Here is a 25,830-nt window from a genome sequence, read left to right as displayed (position 1 = left end):
AGCAGGGGATTTTCAGGCTGCAACCGGGAGAGGGACGGGAAAACCGCCCAATTGCGGCTGGTGCGGCGATGCGGAGATTGCCGCCGCGGGCCGGTATGATACAACTTCAAGTGTTCGGGGCGTGGGGACGCGTTTGGCGATGGAGTCTGCAGGGGAGGCGCCGCTGTCTGTGTGTCGGCGCGGCGGCATTCATGTTGGGGCCGCGCTGATCGTGTTCGTGTTGTCGAGCCTGTCGTCGCTCGCGGCCGTTCCGGCGATGCCAAAGCCGGCGACCCAGCCAAAGCCCGCGACACATGCGAGGCCGGGTGCCCCGGCCAGGCCTGCAACGGAGTCCAGGCCGGCCGCGCGCCGCGCCGCGTCGCCGCGGGTCGCCGACGGCTCGACGCCGATTGCGTTCGCTCTCGTCAAGGGCTCCTCGGACGCCTGTGGACGTGGCTGTGACAGCTGGATCGCCGCCGAAGGCAAGATCGACGGCGGCGTCGCGGCGCGCTTTCGCAAGTTCATGAAGCAGATCGGGGAGCGCAGACTGCCGATCTACTTCAATTCTCCAGGCGGCAATTTGCAGCAGGCGCTCGCCATCGGCGACATGCTGCGCGAGCGCAAGGCCGCCGTGCGGGTGGGACGCACCACCTTGCGCGAATGCGGCTTCGAGCCTCAGGAGGGCGAAGCTTGTACCAAGCTGAAGCTGTCCGGGCGCGAGCTGCATGGCGAGGTCTGGACGCGGGGGGCGATGTGCAATTCGGCCTGTCCCTACATGCTGCTCGGCGCGCCCACGCGTGACATCGCAGCGGATGCGACGCTCGCGGTGCATTCGCCGCGCGTCATCCTGAACTTCACCGGCGGCGTGCCGACCCGCGAGATGCGGGCGCAGGCGATGCAGCAGGCGATGGCGCGGGCCGACAAGATGGTGCTCGACTACATCACCAAGCTCGGCGCGGATCCCGCTCTGCTCACGGTGGCGCGGTCTGTCCCGTTCGAGAGCATGCGCATCCTGACGCGGGAGGAGATCGCGCGGTTTGCGCTCGACAGGCGGCAGCGGGTCGAAAGCCCCTGGATGTTCGAGACCGCCAGCCGTGGGATTGCCTACAAGACCATTCTCGCACGCAAGGACGGTGAGAGCACGTTCCAGACCACGCGCTTGCAGATGGTCTGCTTCGATCAGGACCGCTTCGAGCTCGACGTCGAGCGCATCGCGCCGGCCGGCTCGCCGCCGGGTCCGCTGGCGATGGCGAGCGGAGATATGCGGCTCAATTTCCTCTCGCCGCCGCGGCGGTCGGGCGATCGCGAGACCTGGGGCGTGTTCCTGAATGCAAGCCAGGTGAAAACGCTGTCCTCGATGCCGTCGGCCGAGCTGAGCGATTCCCTGTTGAATGTCGCGCGCCGCAATGTCTCGACATTTCCGGTGAGCAGCGAAGGCCTGCAATCTGCTCTGAAGATGCTGACCGAGAGCTGCCCGCCGTCCAAGGCCATCGCCCGTCCGACGAGTACGCCGGTTCCGTGGACGCAGATTCCCTCGCCGCAGGCCTCGGCGGCGCAGTCCGCCCCCGCGCCCTGACGAGAATGGCGGCCAGGACGAAGGAGGGAGGACGAGAGAAAGTCATGGGCGGCATGAGACATTTTCATGCAAATGCATGAAATTCTCTGCTATTGAGGCGCGATGACATCCACTTCCGCTTCCGGGCGCTTTGCGCCGACCGCGCTCATGCTCGGCAATCTCGTCACCGGCTGCTCGGTGCTCGCGCCCGCCGGCCTGCTGTCCGAGCTCGCCGCGGATCTCGCTGTCGGCGTTCAGACGGCGGGACTCCTGATCACCTTCGGCGCGGTGGTGCTCTGCATCTGCTCGCCCTTGACCGCCTGGCTGACGAGCCGCTTCGATCGCCGCCGTCTGCTCGCAGCGACGCTCATGGTCCTCACGCTCGGCAATCTCGCCTCGGCGTTTGCGCCCGATTATGCGAGCCTGCTGGTGCTGCGCTTGGTGATGCTCGCGGTCGGCGCGCTCTATACACCGCAGGCCGCCGGGACGGCGGCGCTGATCAGCCCGGTCGAGAGACGCGGCAGCACCATCGCCTATGTCTTCCTGGGCTGGTCGCTGGCGGCCGCCGTGGGGCTGCCCATGATCACCTTCATCGGCAGTCATTCCGGTTGGCGGGCTGCCTATCTCGCCGTCGGTGCGGCCGGCGCGGTCAGCTTTGTTCTGCTGACATGGCGCCTGCCATCCGGCCTGAAGGGCGCGCCGGTTGCGTTGAAGACCTGGACCGAGCTCGGCCGTAACCGTCTGGTGGTTCTGCTGCTCCTGGTCACGACCCTGCAGATGTCGGGGCAGTTCGTGATCTTCACCTTCATGGGACCGCTGTTGAAGCGCCTGACTGGCGCGGACTCCAACCAGATCGGGCTGGTGTTCGCGATCTACGGCGCCTGCGGCTTTCTCGGCGTCGTCATCGCAACCCGGATCGTCGATGGCTGGGGGGCCTACCGGACATCGCTCTTGTTCACCTGCCTGATGTTCGCCGGTGTGTCGGCCTGGACGCTGGCGGCGGGCACCTACGGCCTCATGGCGGTGGCGGTCGCCATCTGGGGGTTGGGGTTTGCGTCCACCAATTCGATGCAGCAGGTTCGGCTGGTGGCAGCCGCGCCGCCGCTTGCCTCGGCCTCGGTGTCGCTCAACACCTCCGTGCTCTATATCGGCCAGGCCATCGGCTCCGCGATCGGCGGCAGCCTGTTTGCACGCGACCTGCTCGGAGCCACCGGCTACGTCGCACTGATGTTCCTGACCCTGGCGTTGCTGGCAATTCTGGCCAGCCGCCAGCGCGCGCGGACCGCGGTTCCGGCCTGAGCAGCGGGTTGGCGCTTGGCAAAGCCGGCCCGACCGGATTAAAGGCCGATGTCGTGGGGGGCTGCTGGGGCGTGGATTCTGCCACGGCCGGCGAGTAGCATCGACGGACGTCCTCGCGTGCCCACGGGTCGGATGAGAGAGATATGGCATGAAGAAGATGATGTTGAGCCTGGCCGCAGTGCTGCTGTGCACCCCTGCGCTGGCCCAGAGCGCGCCGATGGTCGGTGACCGTCCGCTGGTGCAGGTCAAGCCGAAGGGGACGAAGACCGCCGCCGCCGCGCCGGCCAAGCCGCAATCGGCGGCCGCCAAGCTCCAGGCCTGCCTGGAGATCGACGACGGAACCAAGGAGCGCCTGAACTGCTACGACGCCGTCATTCCGCCGGCAGCCAAGCCGAAGGCGATGAAGGCCAAGGTGGTCGGCGACTGCAAGTTCACCAAGGAAGAGGATGAGCGGCTCGCCTGCTTCAACGGCTTCGTCGAGAAGCTTCCCAAGTCCTGAGGCATTGCGGCGGCCTCTGTCTCAGCGGCTCGACACGCGGTTCGACATGTCCTGGGCTCCGGCCGCGATCCGGATCGGCGGCTGGGCGGCCGCCATCTTGACCAGCACATCCTTGATCGGGTTGCGGGTCCATGCCTGCGTGACGTAGTCGCGATGGGTGATGCCCTCGTCGGTTTCGACGAAGACGACGCTGCCCGGGCGCAGCGGCCGGTCCATGTCCTCGGAGACTTCGATGCCGCGATTGCGCAGCATCGCCATCAGTTCCTGATCATGCCGCGCAGTGTAGCGCGTGTAGGAGCTGATGAAAAAGCCGGAGCGGTTGCGCTCGACCCAGTTGGCGAACTTGTCGAGCTGGCCGTAGACCGCATCGAGCAACACGACGCCGCGCACGCGGTCGCCGATGCCGCCGACCTCGAGGCTCCAGGCCGTGGGAAGGAAGCCACCGCTGTAGCCGACGATCACGATGGGCATGCCGGCGAACGTCTTCGCGGCGGCCGGATTGCCGGTCAGGCGGGCGAGGCTGGCCGCAGCCTCGTCCATGAAGCGCTTGAAGCCGCCGGGCTGCCAGAACTTGCCGGCGCTCGAATCGGCGGCGTCGACGGCCATCTGCGGCGCGAGCAGCACCGCGTTGACGCCGGCCGCAGTGATCTGCTGCGGCACCAACTGGCGGTCGCGCACGTCGCGCTCCAGCGTGGCGCCGTTGCCGTGGAAGAACACGACGATCACGCCCGGCTTGCGCACATCGAATTGTTCGGGGACGTGCACCAGCACGCGGCTGTCGTTGTAGGTCTGGTCCTGCCAGTAGACGCGGCCGGACAAGCTGCGGTGGCCGCGGCGCTCACCGTTGCTGACGTTCAGGAATGGCGCGTCGGATGCCGGATTGTTACCGAAATAGGGAAAGGCCGACGACTGCATGCTGACGAGGGTCGTCAGATCCTCACGCTGCCGCCGTTCTGACCGTTGCGGCTCCAGCGATGCGATCTGTGAGGGCGCCGGCTTCGGAGCGAAGTCGGAGGGCGTGTGAAGCCGGAAGCTCTCCTGCGCGGACGGGAAGCGGTCGCTGAATTCAGGTGCCGGAAAACGATCGTCGAAGGTCAGCCCCTGGGCCGTCGATGCGTTGGCGGCCAACGCCTCGGGATTGGGCGCCTTGCCGCAATGCGTGAAGGAAAGGCAGATTGCCAGCGCCGATGCCGCGCGCCACCAGAGGCACGAGCCCCTGCGCACAGACGTCACCACTTTCTCGTCTTCCCCGATCATCCGTCCCCAAAGACGCGTTCGAGCCGCAACACGGCTCTTCAACCAGCGGATTTCGTTCAACCTGCGCCGCCGAAATTGAGGTCGCGTTAAGGATCGTGTCCGGTCGACCCCGGGCGTACCGGGACACACCACGCGAACGTGTCGCGATTGTGGGACGGCCGGCGGCCCGATGCAATGCCGCAGCCCAGCCCAGCCGAAATCGGTTCAAAAATACCCTTGAGGAAGGTCATATTTAACGCCCGTTAACGATGTTTGAATGCTTCGGCGGGAACCTGGGCTGAGGCAGAGGAAGGGGCGCCGGGCGTCCCTCGACGAGATGGCTGCATCCGAGGCGGACGATCCCGGCCGGGGCCGGACAGACGGCGACCGGGTTCCATCCGTGTCCTTGCCGGTCGCGACCGCGATCGTCATCGCCGACATGATCGGAGTCGGCGTCTTCACCAGCCTCGGCTTCCAGGTCCGGGACATCCCGTCCGGCTTCTCCATTCTGGCGCTGTGGGCGGTCGGGGGACTGGTGTCGATCTGCGGGGCGCTGTCCTATGCCGAACTCGGCACGATGTTTCCGCGCTCGAGCGGCGAATACAATTTCCTCACACGGGCGTTCCATCCGGCGATCGGCTTCATGGCCGGGTGGGTCTCGGCGACGGTGGGCTTCGCGGCGCCGGTGGCGCTCGCGGCCATGGCGTTCGGCGAATATGGTCGGGCCGTCATCACCAGTGCTCCGCCGATGCTGCTCGCCACGGGTGCAGTCTGGCTCGTGACAGCGGTGCAGCTCGGCGGCATCAGGCAGTCGAGCCGCTTCCAGCTGTTGTCGACCATGCTGAAGCTCGCGCTCATCACCGCCTTTCTCATCGCAGGCTACACCATTGCCGCCCCGCAGTCGGTCACTTTCCTGCCGACCGCGGCCGATATCGGCCACGTGACGAGTGCGGCGTTCGCAACCGGACTGGTGTTCGTGATGTACGCGTTTTCCGGCTGGAACGCGGCGACCTACATCATCGGCGAACTGCATGCGCCGGAGCGGACCTTGCCGCGCGCGCTGCTGCTGGGCACGGTGATCGTTCTGGTACACTACATCGCGCTCAACGCTGTTTTCCTGCGGGCTGCACCGATGGACGCTCTCGCAGGCCAGCTCCAGGTCGCGAGCATCGCGGGCAGTCATATCTTCGGCGAGACCGGCGGGCGCTTCGTGGCCGCGATGATCTGCGTCGGACTGGTTCCTTCCATTGCCGCGATGATGTGGATCGGCCCGCGCGTGCTGATGACGATGGGCGAGGACATTCCGGCGCTGTCGGTGTTTGCGCGGCGCTCGCGTAATGGGGCGCCGGCCTATGCCGTGCTGTTCCAGCTCACGGTCGCCACCCTGATGCTGTTCACGGAAAGCTTCGAGGCGGTGCTGGACGTCGTCCAGTTCTCGCTGTTGTCCTGCTCGCTTCTCGCTGTGCTCGGACTGATCAAGCTGCGCATCGCGCAGCCCGAACTCACGCGACCCTACCGCGCCTGGGGCTATCCGGTCACGCCGTTGATTTTCCTCAGCGTGACCTTCTTCATGATGTACTATCTCATCACAACGCGGCCCTTGCAGGCAGGGCTCGGCGCAGGCGCAATGGCGTCGGGATTGGTGATCTATTGGTTCGCTCACGCGCGATCGCGCCGTATCGCCGCAACGCTCGCATCGGGTTCGGATTGAAATGCTGTTGGTCTCGAGAGTCTGGTTCGCCGTCGCATGTCTGATCCTTGCCATGAGCTTCGAGGCTCGGGCTCAGACCACCACGCCGGACGATACGGCGCGGGTGCTGGCGGGCATGCCGCCAGCAGCGGGCTCGCCGCTCCTGCCCTTCGTGCAGGATCCGGCGTGGCGGCGCCACGCGGCGTTCTTCGACAACGCCTTCAATCAGCTCGAGCAGCGACAATTGTCGAAGATCAGGGCCTGGGCGGATGCCAATCTGGCCGCGCCGCGGCCGTCGATGTTCTATTTCTTCTCGGGGCCGGATTTTCTCTATGCCGATGCCTTTCATCCGAAGGCAACGACCTATGTCCTGGCGGCACTCGAGCCGACCGGCCCGATCCCGGACCTGACCAGATTGCCCCGAGGCAGCATCGGCCCGGCGCTGTCCTATGTCGAACGCTCGTTGCAATCGGTCCTGAGCTTCTCCTTCTTCATCACCAAGGACATGAAGGTCGACCTGCGCGAAGGCGAGCTCGAAGGGACCCTGCCGATCCTCTACGTCTTCCTGGCGCGCACCGGCAAGACGATCCGCGAGGCCAGTCTGATCTGGTTGGACGAGAACGGCGGATTGCACGGCAACGACGAGGCGCCGACGCGCAATGCGACCAAGGGCGCGCGCATCCTGTTTGCCGGCGCCGACGGGGCCGCCAAGACGCTCTACTACTTCTCCAGCGATCTCTCCGATTCCGGCGTGAAGGCGAGCGGGTTGCTCAAGTTCTGCGAGCCGCTGGGGCCGGGCGACAGTCTCCTGAAGAGCGCGTCCTATCTGTTGCATGAGAACGGCTTCGGGCGGGTCCGTAGCTGGCTGCTGAAGAACAACGCCACCATCATCCAGGACGATTCCGGCATCCCGCTCGCAAGCTACGAAGCGCGGGCTTGGCGTTTCCTGCCGTTCGGACGCTACGCCGGGCCGATCGACAAGTTTCCGGACATGTATCAGAGGAGCTATGCGAAGCTGTTCGAGCGCGCGCAGCCGCTGGAGTTCGGGATCGGCTATCGCTGGCGCACGCGTGAATCGAATGTCCTGCTCGCGGTGAGATCGCCTCCGGCCGACGCGACAGTCTCGGCCGAAGCGAGCGTCCTTCCAGAGACGGATTACCAGCCGCCGCCGCGCGCCCGGCGCGTGCCGCGGGCGCCGGAGCCGGTTCCTCTCTATCCGCCGCCGCGGCGCGACGATTTCATCTTCTGGCCGAGATGGTAGGGGCGAATCTCACCAGTGCACGCTCTGGCTGGGCACGATGTAGGACGTCGTCGGCGGGGGCAGGGCGGTGCTGTCCGCGAGATAGCGCCAGGCACCGACAATGACGATCAACAAAGCGATGATGCAGAGCAGGTCCACCTGACGTGCGTCATGATGGCCGGCATGATCGGGACCGACACTCTTGCGCGCTCGGTGGCTTCTGGGGCTGATTGTCCAGCGCATCGTTGTTTCCTCCCGAAGGAAGCGTCACATCAATGCCCGTCCAAGCGGCGCGGTTCCTGCTGACAGCGCCGTCGCATTGCAGAAGCATAGTCCTGGCGTGGGATTTCGCCAGCGCCATCTGCGAGGTCGATCGATCGATTCGGTGCTTGTTGCGCTGCACCTCAGTTCGGCCCGTTGACGCCGCGCCATCGCGCATAGCGCCAAGGCAGGTACCAGCGGGCGCGCGCAGGAGCCGTCGTTGGGACGTTGTCGATGCCCGAGGTGCCAAAGGGCTGGCAGCGCAGCAGCCGGGCGAGCGTCATCCAGCCGCCTGCCCAGAGCCCGAAGCGCTCGATGGCTTCATCAGCATAGACCGAGCACGTCGGCAGGTGCCGGCAATTGTAGCCGACCAGCGGCGACAATGTGTGGCGATAAAGCCAGATCAGCGCGTGAGCCGCGCGGCGCGGGAGTCGTCCCAGCAGCGACCCGATGTGCGCAGAATGGCAGCCGATGTCGGAGCATGAGTGCTTCATGAGCGAAATGCCAGATGGATGTGCGAGCTTCTGACCGGTTCCTCGGCAGGGAACCCTGCTCTCGTTCATTTGTGGTGATGTGATGCAACAATGGCCAGTTTTCAGCGGCGCCGCAGCACGCCGCTGCTGGACGGTCGGTGATTGCCCGGATACGTTTCCCGACAAGGATGTGACAGACTAATAACGGATTTGAGGCCAGCTTGTCAGGTCTTTCCGCAAGAAAACCGAGGAACTGCGTACCGAGCTATACGAGGGGGACGGATTGCGCGTGAGATTGCTGCGGTCGCATGAATTGCGCTGGATGCTACTCGGTGTGGCAGCGCTTGGTTTGGTGGTCGGTGGGGCGATCACCGTTATGTCCAACACGGCGCGCGCCGGCGGCGCGCTCGAAGAGCGCAAACTCCCGATGCGGTTCGGTTGGGTCGCCTGCGAGCCGAATTGCGGCTGGGTCAGCGCGGTCGGGATCGTTACCGGCGATACGCCGAAGGATTTCGAGGATTTCGCGAGGGATCGCGACCTGACGGGCACCACCCTGGTGCTCGACTCCAGCGGCGGTTCGGTCAACGACGCCATCACCCTGGGTCGCCGGTTCCGTGGGCTGAAGATGCGCACCACGGTCGGCATGACCCAGCGTCCGAGCCGCGCGGGTGACCGGCCGCGCGTGGTGCCCGAGGCCTATTGCGAGTCCATGTGCGTGTTCCTGCTGCTGGCTGGAACCACGCGTTACGTTCCGGACACCGCCCATGTCCGCGTTCACCAGATCTGGATGGGAGACCGCGCCGACGACGCCAAGGCGGCGAGCTATACGGCGCAGGACCTGATGATCGTCGAGCGCGACATCGGGCGTCTCGCCAAATACACCTTCGACATGGGCGGAGCGGGCGATCTGCTGTCGCTGGCGCTGAACGTGCCGCCCTGGGAGGACCTGCATGAGCTGTCGCGCGCCGAGCTGCGCCTCACCAATATCGTGACCACGGATCTGGTCGCCGAGGTGCTGCCGCCAAAGGGGGCGGTGCCCGTCGCCGAGCTCGCGCCGAAGCCGCAGGCCAGGGACAAGCAGCAGGACCGCTTCCCGGTCGCGCTCGACAAGCAACTCTCCCGCACCGCCGAAGCGCTTCCGGCGGCGACGGTGGCGGCGACGCCGCCGCAATAGGCATCGATGTCGCTGGGGCGAACCGGCGCCAGCGTCCGAAAAGGGGCGACGGATGCCGCTACGCTCGTGCGGGCTGGCTATGCGATTTTGACGTGCGGGGAATGATGCCGCCTCAGCCCTGGGCCGCGGCCGGTTGCTCGCCGTCGGCTTTGGCCTCGATCTGGCCGATCGCGTCCACCACGGCATCGAACGTCAGCATCGTGGAGGCGTGGCGGGCCTTGTAGTCGCGCACCGGCTCGAGCAGGGCGATGTCGGCCCATTTGCCTTCCGGCGGCGCACCGTTCTCCTTCAGCATCCTTCGCACCGTCTCCCGCAGCTCGCGCAGCTCCGCGGCGCTGGAACCGATGACGTGGCGGGCCATGATCGAGGAGGAGGCCTGGCCGAGGGCGCAGGCCTTCACGTCGTGGGCGAAGTCGGTCACCACGGGCCCGTCCATCTTGAGGTCGACCTTGACGGTCGAGCCGCACAGCTTGGAATGGGCGGTGGCGGTGGCGTCCGGGTGGTCCAGCCGTCCGAGCCGCGGAATGTTGCCGGCCAGCTCGATGATGCGCTTGTTGTAGATGTCGTTCAGCATGTGCCTGACGTCCCGGAATTACCGGCGTGGCGGCCTTGGCGGCCGGGTTTCATCGCCCTATATTGCGAGTATATGGAAACGATTGGCAGGAATTCCAGCCACATCCACAGGCGTCCGGCGCGAGAGGCGCCAGCCTGCGTGTGGCACCTCTGCAGGTGACGCCCTCAAGGTGATGCTGTGCCGGTGACACTCCGGTCGGACCGCCGACCGGTCGAACGGAGTTGAGATGGACACTTTGATCAAGACGTTGCGCGCGAACAAGCCCGAGGGCAAGCCGTTAGACGCCAAGCTGACTGACCCCCGCGCTGCAGAGCTCGATCCTGCCGATTTTCTCGCCGCCGCCGTGCGGCCGGATCGGCCACGGCCGTCGCGCGCGGAAGCCGAGGCCGCGGTTTACACGCTCCTGAATTACATCGGCGAGGATCCGACCCGCGAGGGGCTGGTCGACACGCCGCGCCGGGTCGTCGAGGCCTATGATGAATTGTACCAGGGCTATCACCAGTGCCCGGCCGAGGTGCTCGACCGCACCTTCGGCGAGACCGCCGGCTATGACGACTTCGTGCTGATTCGCGACATCGAGTTCACGTCGCAATGCGAGCATCACATGATGCCCTTCTACGGCCGCGCGCATATCGCCTATACGCCGGTCGAGCGGGTGGTCGGCCTGTCCAAGCTGGCGCGCCTGACCGACATCTTCGCCCGCCGCCTGCAGACCCAGGAGCATCTCACCGCCCAGATCGCGGCTGCGATCGACGAGGTGCTGAAGCCGCGCGGAGTCGCCGTCATGATCGAGGCCGAGCACACCTGCATGTCGGTGCGGGGCGTCGCCAAGCACGGCGCCATCACCTTCACCAGCCGCTTCACCGGCATGTTCAGGGACAATCCGGCCGAGCAGTCGCGCTTCCTGTCCATGGTGCGGTCGCCGCAACGGTAAGCCTGCCAACCCGTTGAGCAGAGAGTTTCGTGTCTTCATCCTCAGTTGAGCGCGAGGAGGGCTTGGCCTTCCTGCCCAAGTTCGACGCGGCCGGCCTCGTCACCTGTGTGACGACCGATGCCGTGAGCGGCGACGTGCTGATGGTCGCCCACATGAACGAGGAGGCCCTGCGCAAGACGGTGGCGACCGGCGAAGCCTGGTATTTCAGCCGCTCGCGCAATGCGTTGTGGCGCAAGGGGGAGAGCTCGGGCCAGACCCAGCGCGTGGTCGAGATGCGCACCGATTGCGACCAGGACGCGGTCTGGCTGCGCGTCGAGCAGGCCGGCGCGGCGTGCCACACCGGCCGCCATTCCTGCTTCTATCGCAAGGTCGAGCGATCGGATGACGGCAGCGGTGCGCGGCTCGTCTTCGTCGATGCTGACCGGCTGTTCGATCCGGCCGAGGTCTATCGCAAGTAGGCCAGCGACCTGCCTGCGGGTCTGTCCGGTCGTTCATTGGCCCGGCCGGGCCCAGCGAATTAACTCGCCATTAACCATACCCGCCGCATTTTGCCGGACGTTTCCGGCGCGTTCGTCTGCCAGCGAATCTGCAAACAGCGGGTCTTCCCATGTCGGTCGACGCATCCAACTCCTCGTCCACCGGTTTCCTCGATGGCGTCCGGGCGAAGGTCGCCGGCGCGATCAAGCAGGCCGCTGACAGCGTCGGCACCAGCTTCGAATATCTGCTGTCGACCGCCAAGATGGAGTCCGACTTCAATCCGACCGCCGGCGCCTCGACGTCATCAGCGCGCGGGCTCTACCAGTTCATCGACCAGACCTGGCTCGGCACCGTAAAGGAAGCCGGCGCCGATCTCGGCTATGGCCAATATGCCGACGCAATCACCCGGACACCGTCGGGCGACTACACCGTCAGCGATCCCGCCATGCGGCAGGCGATCATGAAGCTGCGCGATGACCCGCAGGCGTCGTCCGCGATGGCCGCTGCGCTCACGCAATCGAACAGCTTCCAGCTCGCCGGCAAGATCGGCCGTCGGCCGACCGATGCCGAGCTCTACATGGCGCACTTCATGGGTGTCGGCGGCGCCGCGAAGCTGATCACCAGCACCCAGGAGACGCCGAATGCGTCGGCCGCGCGGATGTTTCCCAGCGCCGCCGCGGCCAACCGGCCGATCTTCTACGATCGTGACGGACAAGCCCGCAGCGTGTCCCAGGTCTATGCGGTCCTGAACACGCGCTATGCCGGCGCCGCCAATTCCTCGGCCACCCGGGGCGCGCTTGCACTCTATGGTGGGACGAATGTCGCGGCCAATGCGGCCGGCGGCGGCGCGCTGCCGACCACCGACACCGCAACCTTCCTGTCGATGTTTCCGGATGCGCGCGGCTCATCCCGGTCCGGCTCCTCGACGACGGCCGATGCGTCGGCGGTCAACCGGCCGGCAGATCCGATGTTTCGTTCGCTATTCCAGGTTGACGGCCAGTCGAGCCAGGCGGTCTCGCCGACCGTGCGCGAGCTATGGGGCCATTCATCGGTTGCCAGCGCGACCCCGTCGGACAGCGGCAGTATCGATGCCAGCGGCAATGGTCAGCGCAGGCTCGACCTGTTCAGCGATCCGCACGGCACCTTCTCGGGCTGATGCACCGGCGAAGGCGGTCGCGCTCGTCGCTGAACCATTGATCAAAAAGAACTATTTTGAAGTCCCGCCGCGGCTCGCGCCGCTGGCGGCGGCCGCATTTCCCCCGTCGGATTACGGCCAAATGCGGCGTTGAGTGGTAACATAGTATGTAAACAACCTGCCGCCTTAACAAAACATCAACAAAACCAGCCACTTATGGTGAACGCTTTGTTAAGCGTCGTGGTTTATTTTCGGTGCTGTTGAGGCCCTCGTGGCCTTTGTCTGCAAGTTGCGTAAGCCGGAAAGACCATGATCGTTCGGCAGTTTCTCAGTTGGGTCAGAACCGCACCCGCCGGTGAGCGGGCAGAGGCCACCAGGGCGCTCGCGCGGGCGTGGCTGTTGTCGGATCTTTGCGATGAGGATCGCGGCGCCGCGGAGGGCGCGCTCCTCATGCTGCTGGACGATCCGTCGCCGCTGGTGCGGCAGGCGATGGCGGAGGTGTTCGCCCGCTCGGAGGAGGCGCCGGCCGCCATCGTCCAGGCGCTCGCCACGGACCAGGCTTCCGTGGCCGCCATCATCCTCGAACATTCGCCGCTCTTGATCGATGCCGACCTCGTCGACATCGTCGCGACCGGCAACTCCGACACGCAATGCGCGATCGCGCGCCGCGTCGGCCTGCCGGCGCCGGTGTGCGCCGCGATCGCCGAGGTCGGCAGCGCCGCCGCCGCGCTCGAGCTGATCGAGAATGCCTATGCCGAGCTCGCGCCGTTCTCCTGGGACCGCATCGTCGAGCGCCACGGCCATCTCGCCGCCATCCGCGAAGCGATGCTGGTGCTGGACGACCTGCCGGCCGCGACGCGGGCGGCGCTGGTCGACAAGCTCTCCGAGACACTGGCGCAGTTCGTCGTCGCCAGGAATTGGCTCAGTGCCGACAAAGCAGGGCGCATCACCAATGAGGCGCGCGACCGCTCGACCATCACCATCGCGGCGCGCTCGCGCGGCGAGGAGCTGCGCGGGCTGGTCCAGCATCTGCGCGCAACCTCGCAACTCACCGCGGGCCTGATCCTGCGCGCGCTTCTCTCCGGCAACGTCGAATTGTTCGAGATCGCGCTATCGGAGCTCGCCGACATGCCGCGGGCGCGGGTGTCGGCGCTGCTCAATGATCGCGGTCGCGCCAGCCTGCAGGGGCTGCTGCGCAAGGCCGGCATTCCCGACACCACCTTCGACGCGTTCAGCATCGCGCTCGAGGTCTGCCGCGAGAACGGATTTGCCGACACCTTGAGCGGAGCAGCGATCCTGCGCCGCAAGATGGTGGAGCGCGTGCTGACCCATTGCGCCACCGACCGTGATGCCGCCGAGCCGTTGCTGATCCTGCTGCGGCGCTTCGCCACCGAATCCGCACGCGACGAGGCCCGCGAGTTCTGCGACGAGGTGATGGCGGAGGATTTCGTCGCCGGGCTGGAGTTCGGACTGATCGCGGCCTAGCGCAGCTCGCCTGTTCGTCCGCGGATTCCTCAGCAGATAATCAAGGCGGACATCTATCCGCCCGTCATTCCGGGGCGCGCGAAGCGCGAGCCCGGAATCCATAACCACAGGGCAACGTGCCGAGGCAAGCTGTCACCGCTTGCGCGCCTCACATTCCATTCTATGGCGATGGATTCCGGGCTCATCGCTGCGCGATGCCCCGAAATGACGCCAGGATGGATGGTGGCCAACGATCCTGCGATGGAATGAATGGATAGTGAGCGGCCAGCCGGCCTATGGCTGATCGCTCGGCACGAGGCTCGGCGCCAGGATCGCTTCGAGATGCTCAGGCCGGTTGCGGTTGACCTGGATCAGATAGTCGTCCGCCACGCGGCGCAGCCGGCGGCTCAATTCGCCTGCGACCGTCGCGCTGTCATACTTCGTATGATCATGCACGATCGCCTGGATGGCGTTGACGTGATGCTCGAACAGCTCGGCGGGGACCTTTTCGAGGTCGGGCGCGTGCTCGATGATCCGGCACAGGCTATCGGCAACCTCGGCAGCGGCGGGATAGCCGAAGGTCGCTGCGTCGCCCTTGATGTCGTGGGCGGCGCGAAACATCTCCTCGCAGGCGTCGTCGTCGAAGCCGGTCTTGAGCACTGCTGCATAGGCCTTGGTCAGACGATCGGCCTCGGTGTCCATCCACGATTTGAACTCGCCGGACAGTCCGGCCAGCGCGGCTTCCGCGCGTGCGATCGGATCGTCGAGATCCTTCTCCTCGGCGCGGCGCAGCACCTTCTTCAGCGGATTGGGCTGGGTGATGACGTGATGCGAGGCGTAGGTCTTGACCTGGACCGCCGGGGCCTTGTCTTTCGCCATCTCGATATCCCCTGATGATGCCGACCAACGCAAATCGACTCACTTCCCCGATTCATAGCCGAGGACCTTGGCGCGCTGGGCGCCGATCCCCGGATTGCGTTAACGCGGGCTCACTGCCGCGCCCCTAAACTGCGGAGCGCGCTTTATCCAGAAGTGACGGCTGCTGGAAGATCTCCGCCTCGCCGCCGATCCGGCGCTCCGGCCCGATATAGGCGGTGTTGGTGTTGCGGCGCCGGTCCGGGCCGAAATAGGTCTTGGTCTTGATGAAGGGCCGCGGATTGGCGACCACGTTGAGGATGCGCTGATACAGGCCCTTGGCCGAGATCGGCTTGGCGAGGAATTCCGTGACGCCGGCGTCGCGCGCGACGGTGACGCGGCGCTTCTCCGAATGTCCCGTCAGCATGATGATCGGCGCGTAGGGATTGCCCTTGGCTTCCGGCTGCCGGATCATCTGCGCGAGCTCGAGGCCGTCGAAGATCGGCATTGCCCAGTCGGTGATGACGATATCCGGCGAGAAATGAGTATACATCTCGAGTGCGGTCGCGCCGTCCTCGGCCTCGTTGACCTCGCGGGCGCCGAACGAATGCAGCAGCGTGCGCAGGATGCGGCGCATGTGCGGATTGTCGTCGCAGACGAGAAAGCGCAGCTTGTTGAAGTCGATGCGGTACATTTGGCCGGCCCGAAGGGATCACCGGTGATGGCGGTATACCCGCATTAACCATACGGAGCCGCGGGTTAACAAAGCGTTGCCCAGGGCGGCCACGGAGCAAAAAGGCGCGGAAAACCGCCCGATGTCAGTAGCCGAACTGCTCGCTCAGGATCCGCTCTTCCAGGCTGTGGCCGGCGTCGAACAGCATCCGCATCGAGATCGTCTTGTCGGAGAGCACCTCGACCCGCTGGACGTTGCGGACCTCGTCATGGTCGGCCACCGCCGCGACCGGCCGCTTGTCGCCTTCGAGCACCTCGATGATCACATAGGCCGTGTTTGGCAGCAGGGCGCCGCGCCAGCGACGCGGCCGGAACGCGCTGATCGGCGTCAGCGCCAGCAGCGCGGCGTTGATCGGCAGGATCGGGCCCTGCACCGAGAGGTTATAGGCGGTGGAGCCTGCGGGCGTGGCGACGAGCACGCCGTCGGCGATCAGCTCCGGCATGCGCTCGCGCTCATCGATCAGGATGCGCAGCCGCGCCGTCTGTGCCGTCTGGCGGAACAGGTAGACTTCGTTGATGGCGTGGTGGATGTGAACGACGCCCGCGGCATCGGTCGCCCGCATCAGCAGCGGATGGATCACCGATTCCTGGGCCGCTTCGAGCCGTCCGTGCAGATCGATCGTGCTGAACTCGTTCATCAGGAAGCCGACCGTGCCGCGATGCATGCCGTAGATCGGCTTGCCCGAGCGCATGTGGTCGTGCAGCGTCTGCAGCATTAGGCCATCGCCGCCGAGCGCGACCACGACGTCCGCTAGGTCCGGATCGGAGTTGCCGTACAGCGCGGAGAGCTGCGTCAGTGCGGCCTGGGCTTCGGCACTCGGACTCGCGACGAAGGCGATCCGCTCATATCGCTTGGACGTGGTCATGCGTCGCAGGGCTCGCTGGTCGGTTGGCCGGTGACAGGCGCCGTGTCGTCTAGCCGACCTTGCCCGTGCTTGTCCATCGCGGCCGGTATCCTGGGGCAATGGGGCCGGGATGAGGCTGATATGGCCCGGACGTGCGCGCACGCACGGAAGTCATCGTGGCGTCATTTTTCCTGCAGGCTGCGCACTGGGTCCCAGGCCAGGGATCCGGTCGCCAAGCTTGCTTTCACGCGTTCGGCGAAGAAGTGGCTTGGCCGATCGCTCAGTGCGCTTTGCGCGAAGCGGTCGACCGCTTGCGGAAGCTCGCCGGCGCGCCAGTGCGCAAGGCCTGTGGCATAGCTGGTGAGGAGGGCCTGTTCCTCCGGCGTGAGCTCGGCTGCGCGGCCATGCAGCTCGTAGATATTCAGTGACTGCTCGCGGCCCTTGACCCGGATGGTGTCGAGCTCGCGCCAGGCAAACTCGGTGCCGGCGAGCGCCACCGTGCTCTCGGAGGCGATGATCGTGGTGCCGTAGAATTTGTTGGCGCCCTCCAGCCGCGAGGCCACGTTCACGGCGTCGCTCATGACGGAGTAGTTGAAGCGGCGTTGCGAACCGAAATTGCCGACCAGCGCGGCGCCGCTGTTGATGCCGATGCGCTGTGCCACCTTGATGCCCTGGAACGCCGTCGACGAATGGTTGAGCTCGGCGAGCTTCGCCTTGCAGTCGAGCGCCGCACGCGCCGCGCTGCGCGCATGGTCGGGATCGTCGAGCGGAGCGCCGAACACGGCGACCACGGAGTCGCCGATGTATTTGTCGACATAGCCGTCGTGGCTTTCGATGACGTCGGTCATGGCCGAGAGATATTCGTTGGTGAGCGCCATGAGCTGCTCCGGCGTCATCTGCTCGGCGAGGCGCGAGAAGCCCTCGATGTCGGAGAAGAACACGGTGACCTCGCGGGTCTCGCCGCCGAGCTGCGGCAGCCGGCGCGAGGCGAGCATGCGGTCGATCTCGTGCGGTGCGAGGTAATAGGCAAAGCTCTTCTGCAGCAGCCTGCGGTCCTTGTCGGTGACCATGAAACGATAGCCGGTGGTCGCAGCCAGCGCGAGCACGCCGGCTGCGAGCGGCTCCGTCAAGGGCAGCCCGTAAGAATGGTCGAAGAGGATGGTGGCGAGCGCGGTATAGAGCAGCGCGAGCCCTGCCAGGATTGCCGCTGCAGAGGCGGGGCGCAGCAATCGGGCGAGCAGCGCAGCCAGCAGGGCGATGGTTGCGGCGATGGCGAAGATCGCTGGGCGTCCGAGCTCGGTGATCGCGTCGTGCCGAACCAGATTGTTCACCGCCGTGGCGTGGATGTAGACGCCGGCAATGGTGCTGCGGGCGAACGTCTCGGAGATCCTGCGCTCGTCCAGAACGCAGCGCGGCCGCCGCGCGCCCTCGGCGCGGGTTGCGAAGCGCTTCGAGGTGAGCCGCCGATCCTCGATCCCGACGGTGCCGAGCAGGACGACCTTGCCGGCGAACTCGCGGCGAAAATAGTCCTTGTCGCCCTTGAGCGCGCAGGCGCGCAAGTCGGCAAACGAATAGGTTGGAATGTCCTGCGCGCCGCCGGCGAAATTCAGGGTCATGGTGCTCGGCACGCTGCCGGGCACCTTGTACGCACCGAGTGTGACGCCATCGGCGGCAATGACCGGCGCGGTGCTGGTTGCGCGCCCCGCCAATTCCAGCGCCATGCTCGGAACGGCCTTGCCGTCGACCGACAGCGTCAGCGGATGGCGGCGGACGACATCGTCGCTGTCGGTATAGGTGTTGAGCGGACGAAGGTTCTGCTGCTGGCGCACCGCGATGCGCTGTCCGGGCGCGGGCAGGATCGGCGGCTCGGCAAAGATCTCGCCCAGCACCACCTTGCCGCCGGCGGCCGCGGCCGCGAGCGCACGCAGGAAGTCGCGATCGAAGCCGCGCGTCTTCTCGCCGAGAGTGCTGTCGCCGAGCGGAATCTCCGACTGCTCGATCGAAGTCTGGAACACGATGTCGAAGCCGACCACCTTGGCGCCGCCGTCGAGGACAGCCGTCAGCACGCGCCCGATCTCGCCGGTCCAGGTCAACAGCGGCGCGCCCTTGAAGGGGGGCGCTTGGTAGCTCTCCTCGTCGACCGCGATCACCACCGCCGGACTCGCTGCTGCATCGTGACGGTTGCCGAAGGTCTCGAAGCGTAGCCATGTCAGCGCATCCAGCGACAGGCCGCGGCCGCGCTCGAAGAGGGGCGACACGAACAGGCCCGCGCACGCCAGCGCGATGGCGATGACGGCAAGCGCGTCGCGCGTCCGGCGTCCGATCGCCACCGACGAGAGCTTTCGGCTCAGTTGAACCGGATCAATCGCCCGACCGCAGGGCCGGGGCCCGCCTTGGCCTGTGCGTCGACCTTGAACACGATGCGCAAGTTGCTGAAGCTCGCGACATAGGTGCCGCCGGGCGTGAGCGGGTGGCTGGTGCCGGCGAAATCGTAGAATCGTCCCTTGTACTGCCGGCCCGAGAGCTCGACCTCCTGGCGCTCGCCGGGCTGGTCGAGCCGCTCGACGGTCAGCGTGCCGCGCCCTTTGGCCTCGAAGATGGGCGACGCGCTGTAGATGATCGCCTGCGCCACCGGCGCGCTGTCCGGTCCGACGCTGCGCACGATCGTCGCCGCGACCTCGCTGGTCTCGCGCGAGGTGGCCTGTGCATGGCTGGCGTCGCAATTGACGATGTCGCTCTTGAGCGTCGCGCCGTCGACCGTGCTTTCGCCGGGGCCGACGGTGACACTGCCGGCGCCGTTGACCGTCTCGCGCCGGCACGATTTGAGGTAGCTCATCACCACGGCGCCATCCGGGCCGAGCTTGATCACCTGGCCGGGCGCGACATAGTCCATCAGCTCGGCGCCGGCCACATCACCCTGGACGTCCTCGACCAGCGCCGCTGGCGGACCGGCCCAGGCTGCCGGCGATCCGATCACGGCCGGTCCGGCGAGCCCGGAGAGGGCTGCGATGATGAGCGTCGGCAACTTCATGATGAACTCCGTGATCGCAATCGGCGGCGGCCTCTTGCCCCAAACCTGGGTGTCCCAGTGATGGGACGTCGGAGGCGATGGAGAGGTTCGAGCCCATAACACACCTGAGGGGAACAGGCACTGGTGCGGATGTGACTTGGATCACGGAAGAGTTGCTTGAGCTTGCTCCCAAGCCGCGGTTCATGCCCTTGCAGAGGTGGCGTGTTGCGCCAAGCGCCTAGGGGAGTGAGCTGATGGCAGGGATGAGATCGTCCGTCGCGTGGCCGAGACTGATGGCTTTGACCGTGACGGCACTGCTCGCCAGCCCGGCCCTGCACGCCGAGGATGCGCCACCGGCGGCGCACGACGCCGCAGCGCCGGGCTCGCATCGCACCGGCTCGGCCGGAAATCGCGCCGCCAGCCCGCCCGGCTCAGCATCGACCGCCGAGCAGCACAAGTTGCCGCCGGACTCCACCACGACACAGAAGCTCGAACTGCCCGGCCGCACGCTGTCGTTCACGGCGACTGCCGGTTCGATCCGCCTGTTCGACGACAAGAGCGAGCCGCAGGCCGACATCGCCTACACTTCGTATCAGCTCGATGGCGCCGACCGCGCCAGCCGCCCGGTGACCTTCTTCTTCAACGGCGGGCCGGGTGCCTCGTCCGCCTATCTGCAGCTCGGCAATGCCGGTCCGTGGCGGATCGGAATCGACGCGGCCAGCGTGACGCCGTCGTCGAAGCTGGAGCTGATGCCGAATGCAGACACCTGGCTCGACTTTACCGATCTGGTGTTCATTGATCCCGTCGGGACCGGCTACAGCCGTTTCGTCGCAACCGGCGACGAGGTGCGCAAACGGTTCTTCTCGGTCGACGGCGACGTGCGTTCGCTGTCGCTCGTGGTGCGTCGCTGGCTGGAGAAGCACGACCGTCTCGCATCGCCCAAATTCATCACGGCCGAGAGCTATGGCGGCATTCGCGGTCCGAAGATCGTCAACAACCTGCAGCATGACCAGGGCATCGGCATCAGCGGCCTGATCCTGCTGTCGCCGCTGATGGACTTTCGCGACTATTCCGGCTCGAGCCTGATGCAATATGTCGCGAGCCTGCCGAGCTATGCGGCCGTCGCGAAGCAGATGAAGGGGCCGGTGACCCGCGCCGATCTTGCCGATGTCGAGCGTTACGCCAGCGGCGACTTCCTGCTCGATCTCGTCAAAGGCGAGGCCGATACGGAAGCCACCAATCGGCTCGCCGACAGGGTCGCGACCCTGACCGGCATCGACCAGGTGGTCAGCCGCAGGCTGGCCGGCCGCTTCGACGTCTCGGAGTTTCGCCGTGAGTTCGACCGCAAGAACGGCCGCATCACCGGGCGCTATGACGGCTCGGTGCTGGGCATCGATCCCTATCCGGATTCGAGCCGCTCGCGCAGCTCCGATCCATCCGGGGACGTGCTCACCGCGCCGTTGACCAGCGCCGCGGTCGAGCTGACGACACGCAAGCTGAACTGGCACCCCGACGGCTCCTATGAGCTGTTGAGCGGGGCGGTGAACCGGTCATGGGATTTCGGAAAGGGCACCAACCCGCCGGAGTCCACCGGCGAACTCCGGCAGATTCTCGCGCTCGATCCCAAGCTCAAACTCCTGGTCGGCCACGGCCTGTTCGATCTCGCCACGCCATATTACGGCTCGAAGATCCTGCTCGACCAATTGCCGGCCTTCGCGCGGCCGCCGCGGGTCAAGCTCGTGGTCTATCCGGGCGGCCACATGTTCTATTCCCGCGACGATGCGCGCAAAGCCTTCCGCGGCGAGGCCGAGGCGTTGATGAAGGAGGGCAGGGAGGAGGCCCGATGAGTGCAGCGACACCCGGGCTATGAGTCTTTCTTGCGCCGGCCCTTGGGATATTTCCGCTCCATCTCGGCCTTCACCACGCGCTCCGGCCGCACCCGTGCGCCGGCGAGCCAGATCTCGCTGACGCCGGACTTGGTGCGCACGCGCCGCACCGCCTCACCATGGCTGGCATAGCCGGCCGCGTGCACGATGCGCCCGGTGTCGCGTCCGGTCACCTCGATGCGGGCGGCATCGAGGAACGGGTTGATGAATACCGGATTGGCGACCATGACCTTGTCACCAAACGGGACGAGATCGACGGCGCCCCACAGCGTCCACCAGCGGCCGGTCCAGTCGCGCGTCTTGCGCGACGGCGCGCCGTGGGTGGCGAAGGCCTGCAGGATGAACTTGACGCCATTGGCCCAGCCGGGTGCCCAGCCGTCGACGGCATTGGTCAGCACGGTGATCGTGATGTCGCGGGCGGGAATGACCGACGTCCGCGAGATGTAGCCCTGGAAGCCGCCGCCATGGCCGAACCAGTCGAAGCCGGCCGTTGTCCCGCTCATGAGCGCCAGGCCGTAATAGGCCTCTTCGACGTCCTGGGGCACGCGCCATTGCCGGCGCACCATCTCGCGCCGGCTAGCGACCGACAGCAGGCTCTTCTTCGCGTTCGGGGCAAGCTGGGCGAAGAAGCGGGCGGTGTCGGCCGCGGTCGCGACGATGCCCGCTGCCGGCATGATCGCGTTGGTCGGATTGTCGCCGGGAATCACGACCCGGCGGCCCACGGGGACGACGCGTGAATGGCCGCGCGCGAATGGGACACTCTTGCCGAGCAGCGTCATGTCGGGCGCGCTTTCTCGCAAAGCCAGCGGCGTCATGATCTCGCGCTGCAGCCAGGCCGGGTAGGGCTCGCCGGTGATCGCCTCGATGACCATGCCGAGCAGGCCGTAGCCATGGTTGGAATATTTGAACCGGCTGTTGGGATCGATCGCCGGCGGCTGCTTCAGCTCGGCCAGCAGTTCGTCCTTGTCGAGATAGGACCGGCCATCCGTGAACTGGCCGGAATCCTTGCCGTCACGGATCAGGCCTGCCGTGTGCGACAGCAGCTGGTTCAGTGTGGCCGCGGCGACATCCGGATGCAGATCCTTGACGTACTGTCCGACGGTGTCGTCGAGCTTCAACCGCTTCTGCTCGCGCAGGCGCATGATGGCGGCGGCGGTGAACGCCTTGGTGTGCGAAGCGATGCGGAAGCGGTGCCGCGGCGTCAGCTTCTCGCCGCTGTCGAGATTGGCGTGCCCGAAGGCCGCCTCCAGGACGATCTCACCGCGATGGGCGATCGCAATAATGCAGCCGGGTTGCTCGGAGACCGCGACCTGAAAGGCCAGCCAATCCCTGATGTAATCGAGTGCTGCGCCAAGCCAGGACTCCACGAGGCAATCTCCCATTCAAAAATCTGATGAAAATGGTCTGCACGAGGTTTCATCCATAACGGATCAACGACAGCGGACAAACGAAAATGGCGCAACCCTTTCGGGTTGCGCCACTGTCGAGATCGGAGCTGGTCCGATCGCGTCGTCAGTAGACGAGGCCGGTGCCCGGCTGCTTCTCGAGCGCGTCGGCCAGCGAGCGATATTCGGGGCTGTTGGTGCCGGCGAGCTGCGCGACCTTGTCGAGGTGGTACTTGGCCTGCTCGCGGTTGCCCTGTTCGAGCTGCCACAGGCCGTAGTACTGCCAGGTGCGCACGTGGTTCGGATCATCCGCCAGGGCCTGCTCGTAGTACTGCTTGGAGGCCTGGTAGTTGCCGAGCTTGCGATAGGAGTAGCCGATCAGATTGGCAACGTCGGCGACGTCCTCGCGGTTCAGCGCCTTGAGCTGCTGGATCGCGGTGGCGTAGTCGCCGCGATCATAGATCGAGGTATAGGCCGTGCGATAGGCCGCCAGGAACTTCGGATCTTCGATGCTCGAGCTCTTGTCCTTCTTCTTCTTGCCCGAATCCGACGCCGGCGGCGACGACGGGGTATCGCTGCCCGCGGCATAGGCCTTCGACAGAAGCAGCGGCCCGGAGGCCACGGCCATCGAGAACAGAGCCAGCGTGGCAATCCTGAGCGCAGACTTTTTCATTCGTATCTCCCGAGTTGTCGATCCAACAGGTGACTGCGTACGGGGAAGAACTCCCGCAGCTGCGAAATATTCCCGGCCATTTGCGCGGATTTTGCGCCGCGATCGGTGCATTATACGGACGACATGATGACAGACCAGTCACCTCGATGACTATCCCTTCATGTCCATGAACCGAAAACAGCGCTTTACTTCAGGGTGGGTTCAGTGCCGGTTCCCTATCGTCGTCTCCATGATCACGAGCCCATCCAGACTGGATGGTGCCTCCAGATCTTCACATCACGGAGACGACCATGCTGAAGTCAATGTCTGTTGCGCTGCTCGCCGCGTCGATCCTGACTGCGCCCGCATTCGCTGCTGGTGCTGCAAAAACCGATACGTCCGCGAAGTCCAGCCAGACCACTGGCACCGCGAAGACCGATGTGAGCAAGACCGATGCGGCCAAGACCAACGCCACCAAGCCGGGCGCGACGCAGGCCGGCGACAAGGCGAACGAGATGAAGCCCACCGTCGGCAAGACGAAGACCAAGCCGCATGCCTCGCTTGTCCGCCACAAGCATCGCCACGTGGCGCATCTCAGCCATCACAACAAGGTGAGCTTCAAGCGCGTGACGCCGGCGACCCGCCGCGGCTGATCCGGCCAAGGCCACGCAGAGCCGATCTGGTCGTTGACCGCCGGAGCGCGCCAGAGCGCTCCGGCGGCAGCGGCTTGACGAAGGCGTGAGCCGGGACGGATTTCCCGGCCTCTGGCTTTGAGCTAGAACGGCCGCGGGATCGGCTTTCAAGAGTTGGGCGCCTGGGGATGGGGAGAATGAGCTGGTGGCCGGCAACCGCGCTGGCGCTGCAGTTGGCGGGGTGCGCCAGCGGAGGTCCCGCCGCGTTCATGAGCGAGGACAATCGCGGCATCTCCTACACCGGCGATCGTGGTGTCGGCAGCCAGCCGTTTCCAGCCAACCACCGCAGCGAGATCCTGTCCTATCTCAGGACCTACCTGAACAATCCGGTCGGGGTGCGCGACGGCGTCATGGCGGAGCCGGTGCAACGGACGGTCGGTGGCCGGCTGCGCTACGTGAGCTGCCTCCGCTATGCGGCGCGCGAGTCCGACGGCAGCTACCGTCCGGCGCAGGAGCGCGCCGCGGTGTTCGTCGACGGCCGGTTCGACCGTCTGGTCGAGGATGCCGGCGAGCTCTGTGCCGGGTCGACTTACGCGCCATTCCCGGAGCTGGCCGGCCTCACGCGCTAGGCCGCGGCGTTTTCAGGTCCCGGCGTTTTCGAAGGATTGCCACGTCGTCGCAGCGCCTTGCCAAGCCGCTTGCCCGATCACAAATCAGGGATGGATCGAACGCTTTGTCGCCTCGCGGCGACCAAATATCGGGCGAGGCGTCAGCTTCACGAAATATTCGGGAAGCCTATGGAACAAAAGGCCTTTGTTGCCCTCTGGTGACACCGCAGCAGCAATCACAGCTGCGTCACCGCCACCGGGCAACCCAAATGCGGCCATGATGTTCGATAGATGTCGCAAACGAATAACGGGGACGTCCCATGAAGCGGTTTTTATTCAGTGCAGTGGCTTTGACCACATTGGCTGCCCCGGCTTTCGCCGCCGATATGCCTCCGCGCACCTACACCAAGGCGCCGGTCTACACGCCGCCTCAGGCGATCTACAACTGGACCGGCTTCTATCTCGGTGGTCACCTCGGCGGCGCCTTCGCGGGCAATAACAGCCTGGAAGGCAACAACGGCCGCTTCCTGGGCGGCGTGCAGGGCGGCTTCGACTACCAGTTCGCCCCGAACTGGGTGCTCGGCATCGAAGCCCAGTACAGCTGGATGGATCGCAATACGACCAATTTCGGCTTCCCGGGGGCTGCGGTCGTGACCTCGACCGGCGCCAACCAACTCGGCTCGGTCACCGGCCGTCTCGGCTACACCTGGGGACCGGCGTTGCTCTATGCCAAGGGCGGTTATGCCTGGCGGGACGGCAACAATCTCGGGGTGAGCGTCGCCGGCGTGCCGACGGGCTTCACCACGTCCGGCAATAGCAAGGACGGCTACACCGTCGGCGCCGGCCTCGAATACATGTTCGCGCCGAACTGGTCGGCCAAGGCTGAGTACCAGTACTACAATTTCGGCAATACGACCTTCACGGGTGGGCCGGCTCCGGTTGTGGGCAGCCGCTTCAACAGCGACGAGCATACGGTCAAGGTCGGGGTGAATTACCGCTTCGGCTGGGGCGGACCAGCCGCCAGCAAGTACTAAGCGAGATCGCCGAGCCCGCGGCCGGCGGCGTTCGGCTGGAAGCGGATCACGCCTCAATTCCAACACGCCCGCGCCGTCTGGTGCGGGCGTGTTGCTGTCCGGTGGTTGGCTGGCGATGGTTTCGGGATCGCTCACGCAGTGCGAAAAAATTTTCAAACCTTCGTGAAACTTTCGCCATCAGTTGATATTATCGGTGCGCCG

The 25,830-nt window shown here is 65.8% G+C and carries 25 protein-coding genes; 14 read left to right on the top strand and 11 right to left on the bottom strand.

Annotated elements, in window-relative coordinates; translation table 11 throughout:
• Nucleotides 1–256 precede the first annotated feature (256 nt).
• From QX094_RS30880 to QX094_RS30870, 3 genes are all read left to right on the top strand, one after another.
• Nucleotides 257–1,555, top strand: a complete 1,299-nt coding sequence (locus QX094_RS30880) for a hypothetical protein (RefSeq protein ID WP_316188449.1) — start codon at nucleotides 257–259, stop codon at nucleotides 1,553–1,555.
• A gap of 102 nt (nucleotides 1,556–1,657) precedes the next feature.
• A complete protein-coding gene (locus QX094_RS30875) occupies nucleotides 1,658–2,833 on the top strand; it encodes an MFS transporter (RefSeq protein ID WP_316175604.1) in 1,176 nt (391 codons plus the stop codon).
• A 148-nt stretch (nucleotides 2,834–2,981) separates the two neighbouring features.
• A complete protein-coding gene (locus QX094_RS30870; protein WP_315714667.1) occupies nucleotides 2,982–3,332 on the top strand; it encodes a hypothetical protein in 351 nt (116 codons plus the stop codon).
• Between the two features lie 21 nt (nucleotides 3,333–3,353).
• On the opposite strand, the gene QX094_RS30865 is transcribed toward QX094_RS30870, so the two are convergent.
• Nucleotides 3,354–4,565 (bottom strand): alpha/beta hydrolase, encoded by a 1,212-nt coding sequence (locus QX094_RS30865; RefSeq protein WP_409998609.1) that lies wholly within the window; start codon nucleotides 4,563–4,565, stop codon nucleotides 3,354–3,356.
• 340 nt (nucleotides 4,566–4,905) lie between these two features.
• On the opposite strand from QX094_RS30865, the gene QX094_RS30860 reads away from it, so the two are divergent.
• Together QX094_RS30860 and QX094_RS30855 are read left to right on the top strand one after the other, a co-directional pair.
• Nucleotides 4,906–6,279, top strand: a complete 1,374-nt coding sequence (locus QX094_RS30860) for an APC family permease (RefSeq protein WP_316185349.1) — start codon at nucleotides 4,906–4,908, stop codon at nucleotides 6,277–6,279.
• Nucleotide 6,280: 1 nt separating this feature from the next.
• Entirely contained in the window at nucleotides 6,281–7,519 is a 1,239-nt protein-coding gene (locus tag QX094_RS30855) for a hypothetical protein (protein WP_410052213.1), read from the top strand.
• Nucleotides 7,520–7,528: 9 nt separating this feature from the next.
• Here QX094_RS30855 and QX094_RS30850 read toward each other — a convergent pair whose 3' ends face one another.
• Both QX094_RS30850 and yidD read right to left on the bottom strand, forming a co-directional pair.
• The gene (locus QX094_RS30850) at nucleotides 7,529–7,741 is read right to left on the bottom strand and encodes a hypothetical protein (protein WP_316185352.1); all 213 of its coding nucleotides are present in this window, start codon (nucleotides 7,739–7,741) and stop codon (nucleotides 7,529–7,531) included.
• A 161-nt stretch (nucleotides 7,742–7,902) separates the two neighbouring features.
• Complete coding sequence (gene yidD / locus QX094_RS30845; RefSeq protein WP_315749469.1) at nucleotides 7,903–8,253, bottom strand: membrane protein insertion efficiency factor YidD; 351 nt, start codon at nucleotides 8,251–8,253, stop codon at nucleotides 7,903–7,905.
• Nucleotides 8,254–8,515: 262 nt separating this feature from the next.
• On the opposite strand from yidD, the gene QX094_RS30840 reads away from it, so the two are divergent.
• Complete coding sequence (locus tag QX094_RS30840; RefSeq protein ID WP_316185353.1) at nucleotides 8,516–9,406, top strand: hypothetical protein; 891 nt, start codon at nucleotides 8,516–8,518, stop codon at nucleotides 9,404–9,406.
• A gap of 112 nt (nucleotides 9,407–9,518) precedes the next feature.
• Here the strand turns inward: QX094_RS30840 and QX094_RS30835 are convergent, their stop codons facing one another.
• A complete protein-coding gene (locus tag QX094_RS30835; RefSeq protein WP_316185355.1) occupies nucleotides 9,519–9,980 on the bottom strand; it encodes an iron-sulfur cluster assembly scaffold protein in 462 nt (153 codons plus the stop codon).
• Nucleotides 9,981–10,206: 226 nt separating this feature from the next.
• On the opposite strand from QX094_RS30835, the gene folE reads away from it, so the two are divergent.
• From folE to QX094_RS30815, 4 genes are all read left to right on the top strand, one after another.
• The gene (gene folE, locus QX094_RS30830) at nucleotides 10,207–10,914 is read left to right on the top strand and encodes a GTP cyclohydrolase I FolE (protein ID WP_315714660.1); all 708 of its coding nucleotides are present in this window, start codon (nucleotides 10,207–10,209) and stop codon (nucleotides 10,912–10,914) included.
• 29 nt (nucleotides 10,915–10,943) lie between these two features.
• The gene (gene hisI / locus QX094_RS30825) at nucleotides 10,944–11,372 is read left to right on the top strand and encodes a phosphoribosyl-AMP cyclohydrolase (protein ID WP_315749472.1); all 429 of its coding nucleotides are present in this window, start codon (nucleotides 10,944–10,946) and stop codon (nucleotides 11,370–11,372) included.
• Nucleotides 11,373–11,521: 149 nt separating this feature from the next.
• Complete coding sequence (locus QX094_RS30820) at nucleotides 11,522–12,547, top strand: lytic transglycosylase domain-containing protein (protein WP_315826210.1); 1,026 nt, start codon at nucleotides 11,522–11,524, stop codon at nucleotides 12,545–12,547.
• A gap of 288 nt (nucleotides 12,548–12,835) precedes the next feature.
• Nucleotides 12,836–14,011 carry a DUF2336 domain-containing protein gene (locus QX094_RS30815; protein ID WP_315776675.1) on the top strand — a complete coding sequence of 392 codons (1,176 nt, stop codon included), beginning with the start codon at nucleotides 12,836–12,838 and terminating at the stop codon, nucleotides 14,009–14,011.
• A gap of 273 nt (nucleotides 14,012–14,284) precedes the next feature.
• Here QX094_RS30815 and QX094_RS30810 read toward each other — a convergent pair whose 3' ends face one another.
• The 5 genes from QX094_RS30810 to QX094_RS30790 all read right to left on the bottom strand — a co-directional run bounded on the left by QX094_RS30810 (nucleotide 14,285) and on the right by QX094_RS30790 (nucleotide 19,453).
• A complete protein-coding gene (locus tag QX094_RS30810; RefSeq protein ID WP_315826209.1) occupies nucleotides 14,285–14,869 on the bottom strand; it encodes an Hpt domain-containing protein in 585 nt (194 codons plus the stop codon).
• Nucleotides 14,870–14,993: 124 nt separating this feature from the next.
• Nucleotides 14,994–15,539 carry a response regulator gene (locus QX094_RS30805; RefSeq protein WP_172107934.1) on the bottom strand — a complete coding sequence of 182 codons (546 nt, stop codon included), beginning with the start codon at nucleotides 15,537–15,539 and terminating at the stop codon, nucleotides 14,994–14,996.
• Nucleotides 15,540–15,663: 124 nt separating this feature from the next.
• Nucleotides 15,664–16,443 (bottom strand): NAD kinase, encoded by a 780-nt coding sequence (locus tag QX094_RS30800; protein ID WP_315714654.1) that lies wholly within the window; start codon nucleotides 16,441–16,443, stop codon nucleotides 15,664–15,666.
• A gap of 161 nt (nucleotides 16,444–16,604) precedes the next feature.
• Nucleotides 16,605–18,752, bottom strand: a complete 2,148-nt coding sequence (locus tag QX094_RS30795; protein ID WP_315826208.1) for an adenylate/guanylate cyclase domain-containing protein — start codon at nucleotides 18,750–18,752, stop codon at nucleotides 16,605–16,607.
• A gap of 17 nt (nucleotides 18,753–18,769) precedes the next feature.
• A complete protein-coding gene (locus QX094_RS30790; protein WP_315826207.1) occupies nucleotides 18,770–19,453 on the bottom strand; it encodes a hypothetical protein in 684 nt (227 codons plus the stop codon).
• 233 nt (nucleotides 19,454–19,686) lie between these two features.
• Here QX094_RS30790 and QX094_RS30785 point away from each other — a divergent pair, with 233 nt between their 5' ends.
• Nucleotides 19,687–21,279: a S10 family serine carboxypeptidase-like protein gene (locus QX094_RS30785; protein WP_315714651.1), complete on the top strand. Its 1,593-nt coding sequence runs from the start codon at nucleotides 19,687–19,689 to the stop codon at nucleotides 21,277–21,279.
• 17 nt (nucleotides 21,280–21,296) lie between these two features.
• Here QX094_RS30785 and QX094_RS30780 read toward each other — a convergent pair whose 3' ends face one another.
• On the bottom strand, nucleotides 21,297–22,685 hold the full coding sequence (locus QX094_RS30780; RefSeq protein WP_316185359.1) for a serine hydrolase domain-containing protein: 1,389 nt from the start codon (nucleotides 22,683–22,685) through the stop codon (nucleotides 21,297–21,299).
• 145 nt (nucleotides 22,686–22,830) lie between these two features.
• On the bottom strand, nucleotides 22,831–23,376 hold the full coding sequence (locus QX094_RS30775; protein ID WP_315714649.1) for a tetratricopeptide repeat protein: 546 nt from the start codon (nucleotides 23,374–23,376) through the stop codon (nucleotides 22,831–22,833).
• A gap of 290 nt (nucleotides 23,377–23,666) precedes the next feature.
• Between QX094_RS30775 and QX094_RS30770 the strand changes: the two genes are divergently transcribed.
• The 3 genes from QX094_RS30770 to QX094_RS30760 all read left to right on the top strand — a co-directional run bounded on the left by QX094_RS30770 (nucleotide 23,667) and on the right by QX094_RS30760 (nucleotide 25,629).
• On the top strand, nucleotides 23,667–24,008 hold the full coding sequence (locus tag QX094_RS30770; RefSeq protein WP_315749482.1) for a hypothetical protein: 342 nt from the start codon (nucleotides 23,667–23,669) through the stop codon (nucleotides 24,006–24,008).
• A 176-nt stretch (nucleotides 24,009–24,184) separates the two neighbouring features.
• Nucleotides 24,185–24,616, top strand: a complete 432-nt coding sequence (locus tag QX094_RS30765; protein ID WP_410052214.1) for a hypothetical protein — start codon at nucleotides 24,185–24,187, stop codon at nucleotides 24,614–24,616.
• 299 nt (nucleotides 24,617–24,915) lie between these two features.
• Nucleotides 24,916–25,629 (top strand): porin family protein, encoded by a 714-nt coding sequence (locus QX094_RS30760; protein WP_315749484.1) that lies wholly within the window; start codon nucleotides 24,916–24,918, stop codon nucleotides 25,627–25,629.
• Nucleotides 25,630–25,830 lie beyond the last annotated feature (201 nt).

Source organism: Bradyrhizobium sp. SZCCHNS1050 (genome assembly GCF_032484785.1).
GTDB lineage: Bacteria > Pseudomonadota > Alphaproteobacteria > Rhizobiales > Xanthobacteraceae > Bradyrhizobium.
This window is presented reverse-complemented; position numbering and strand designations above follow the sequence as displayed.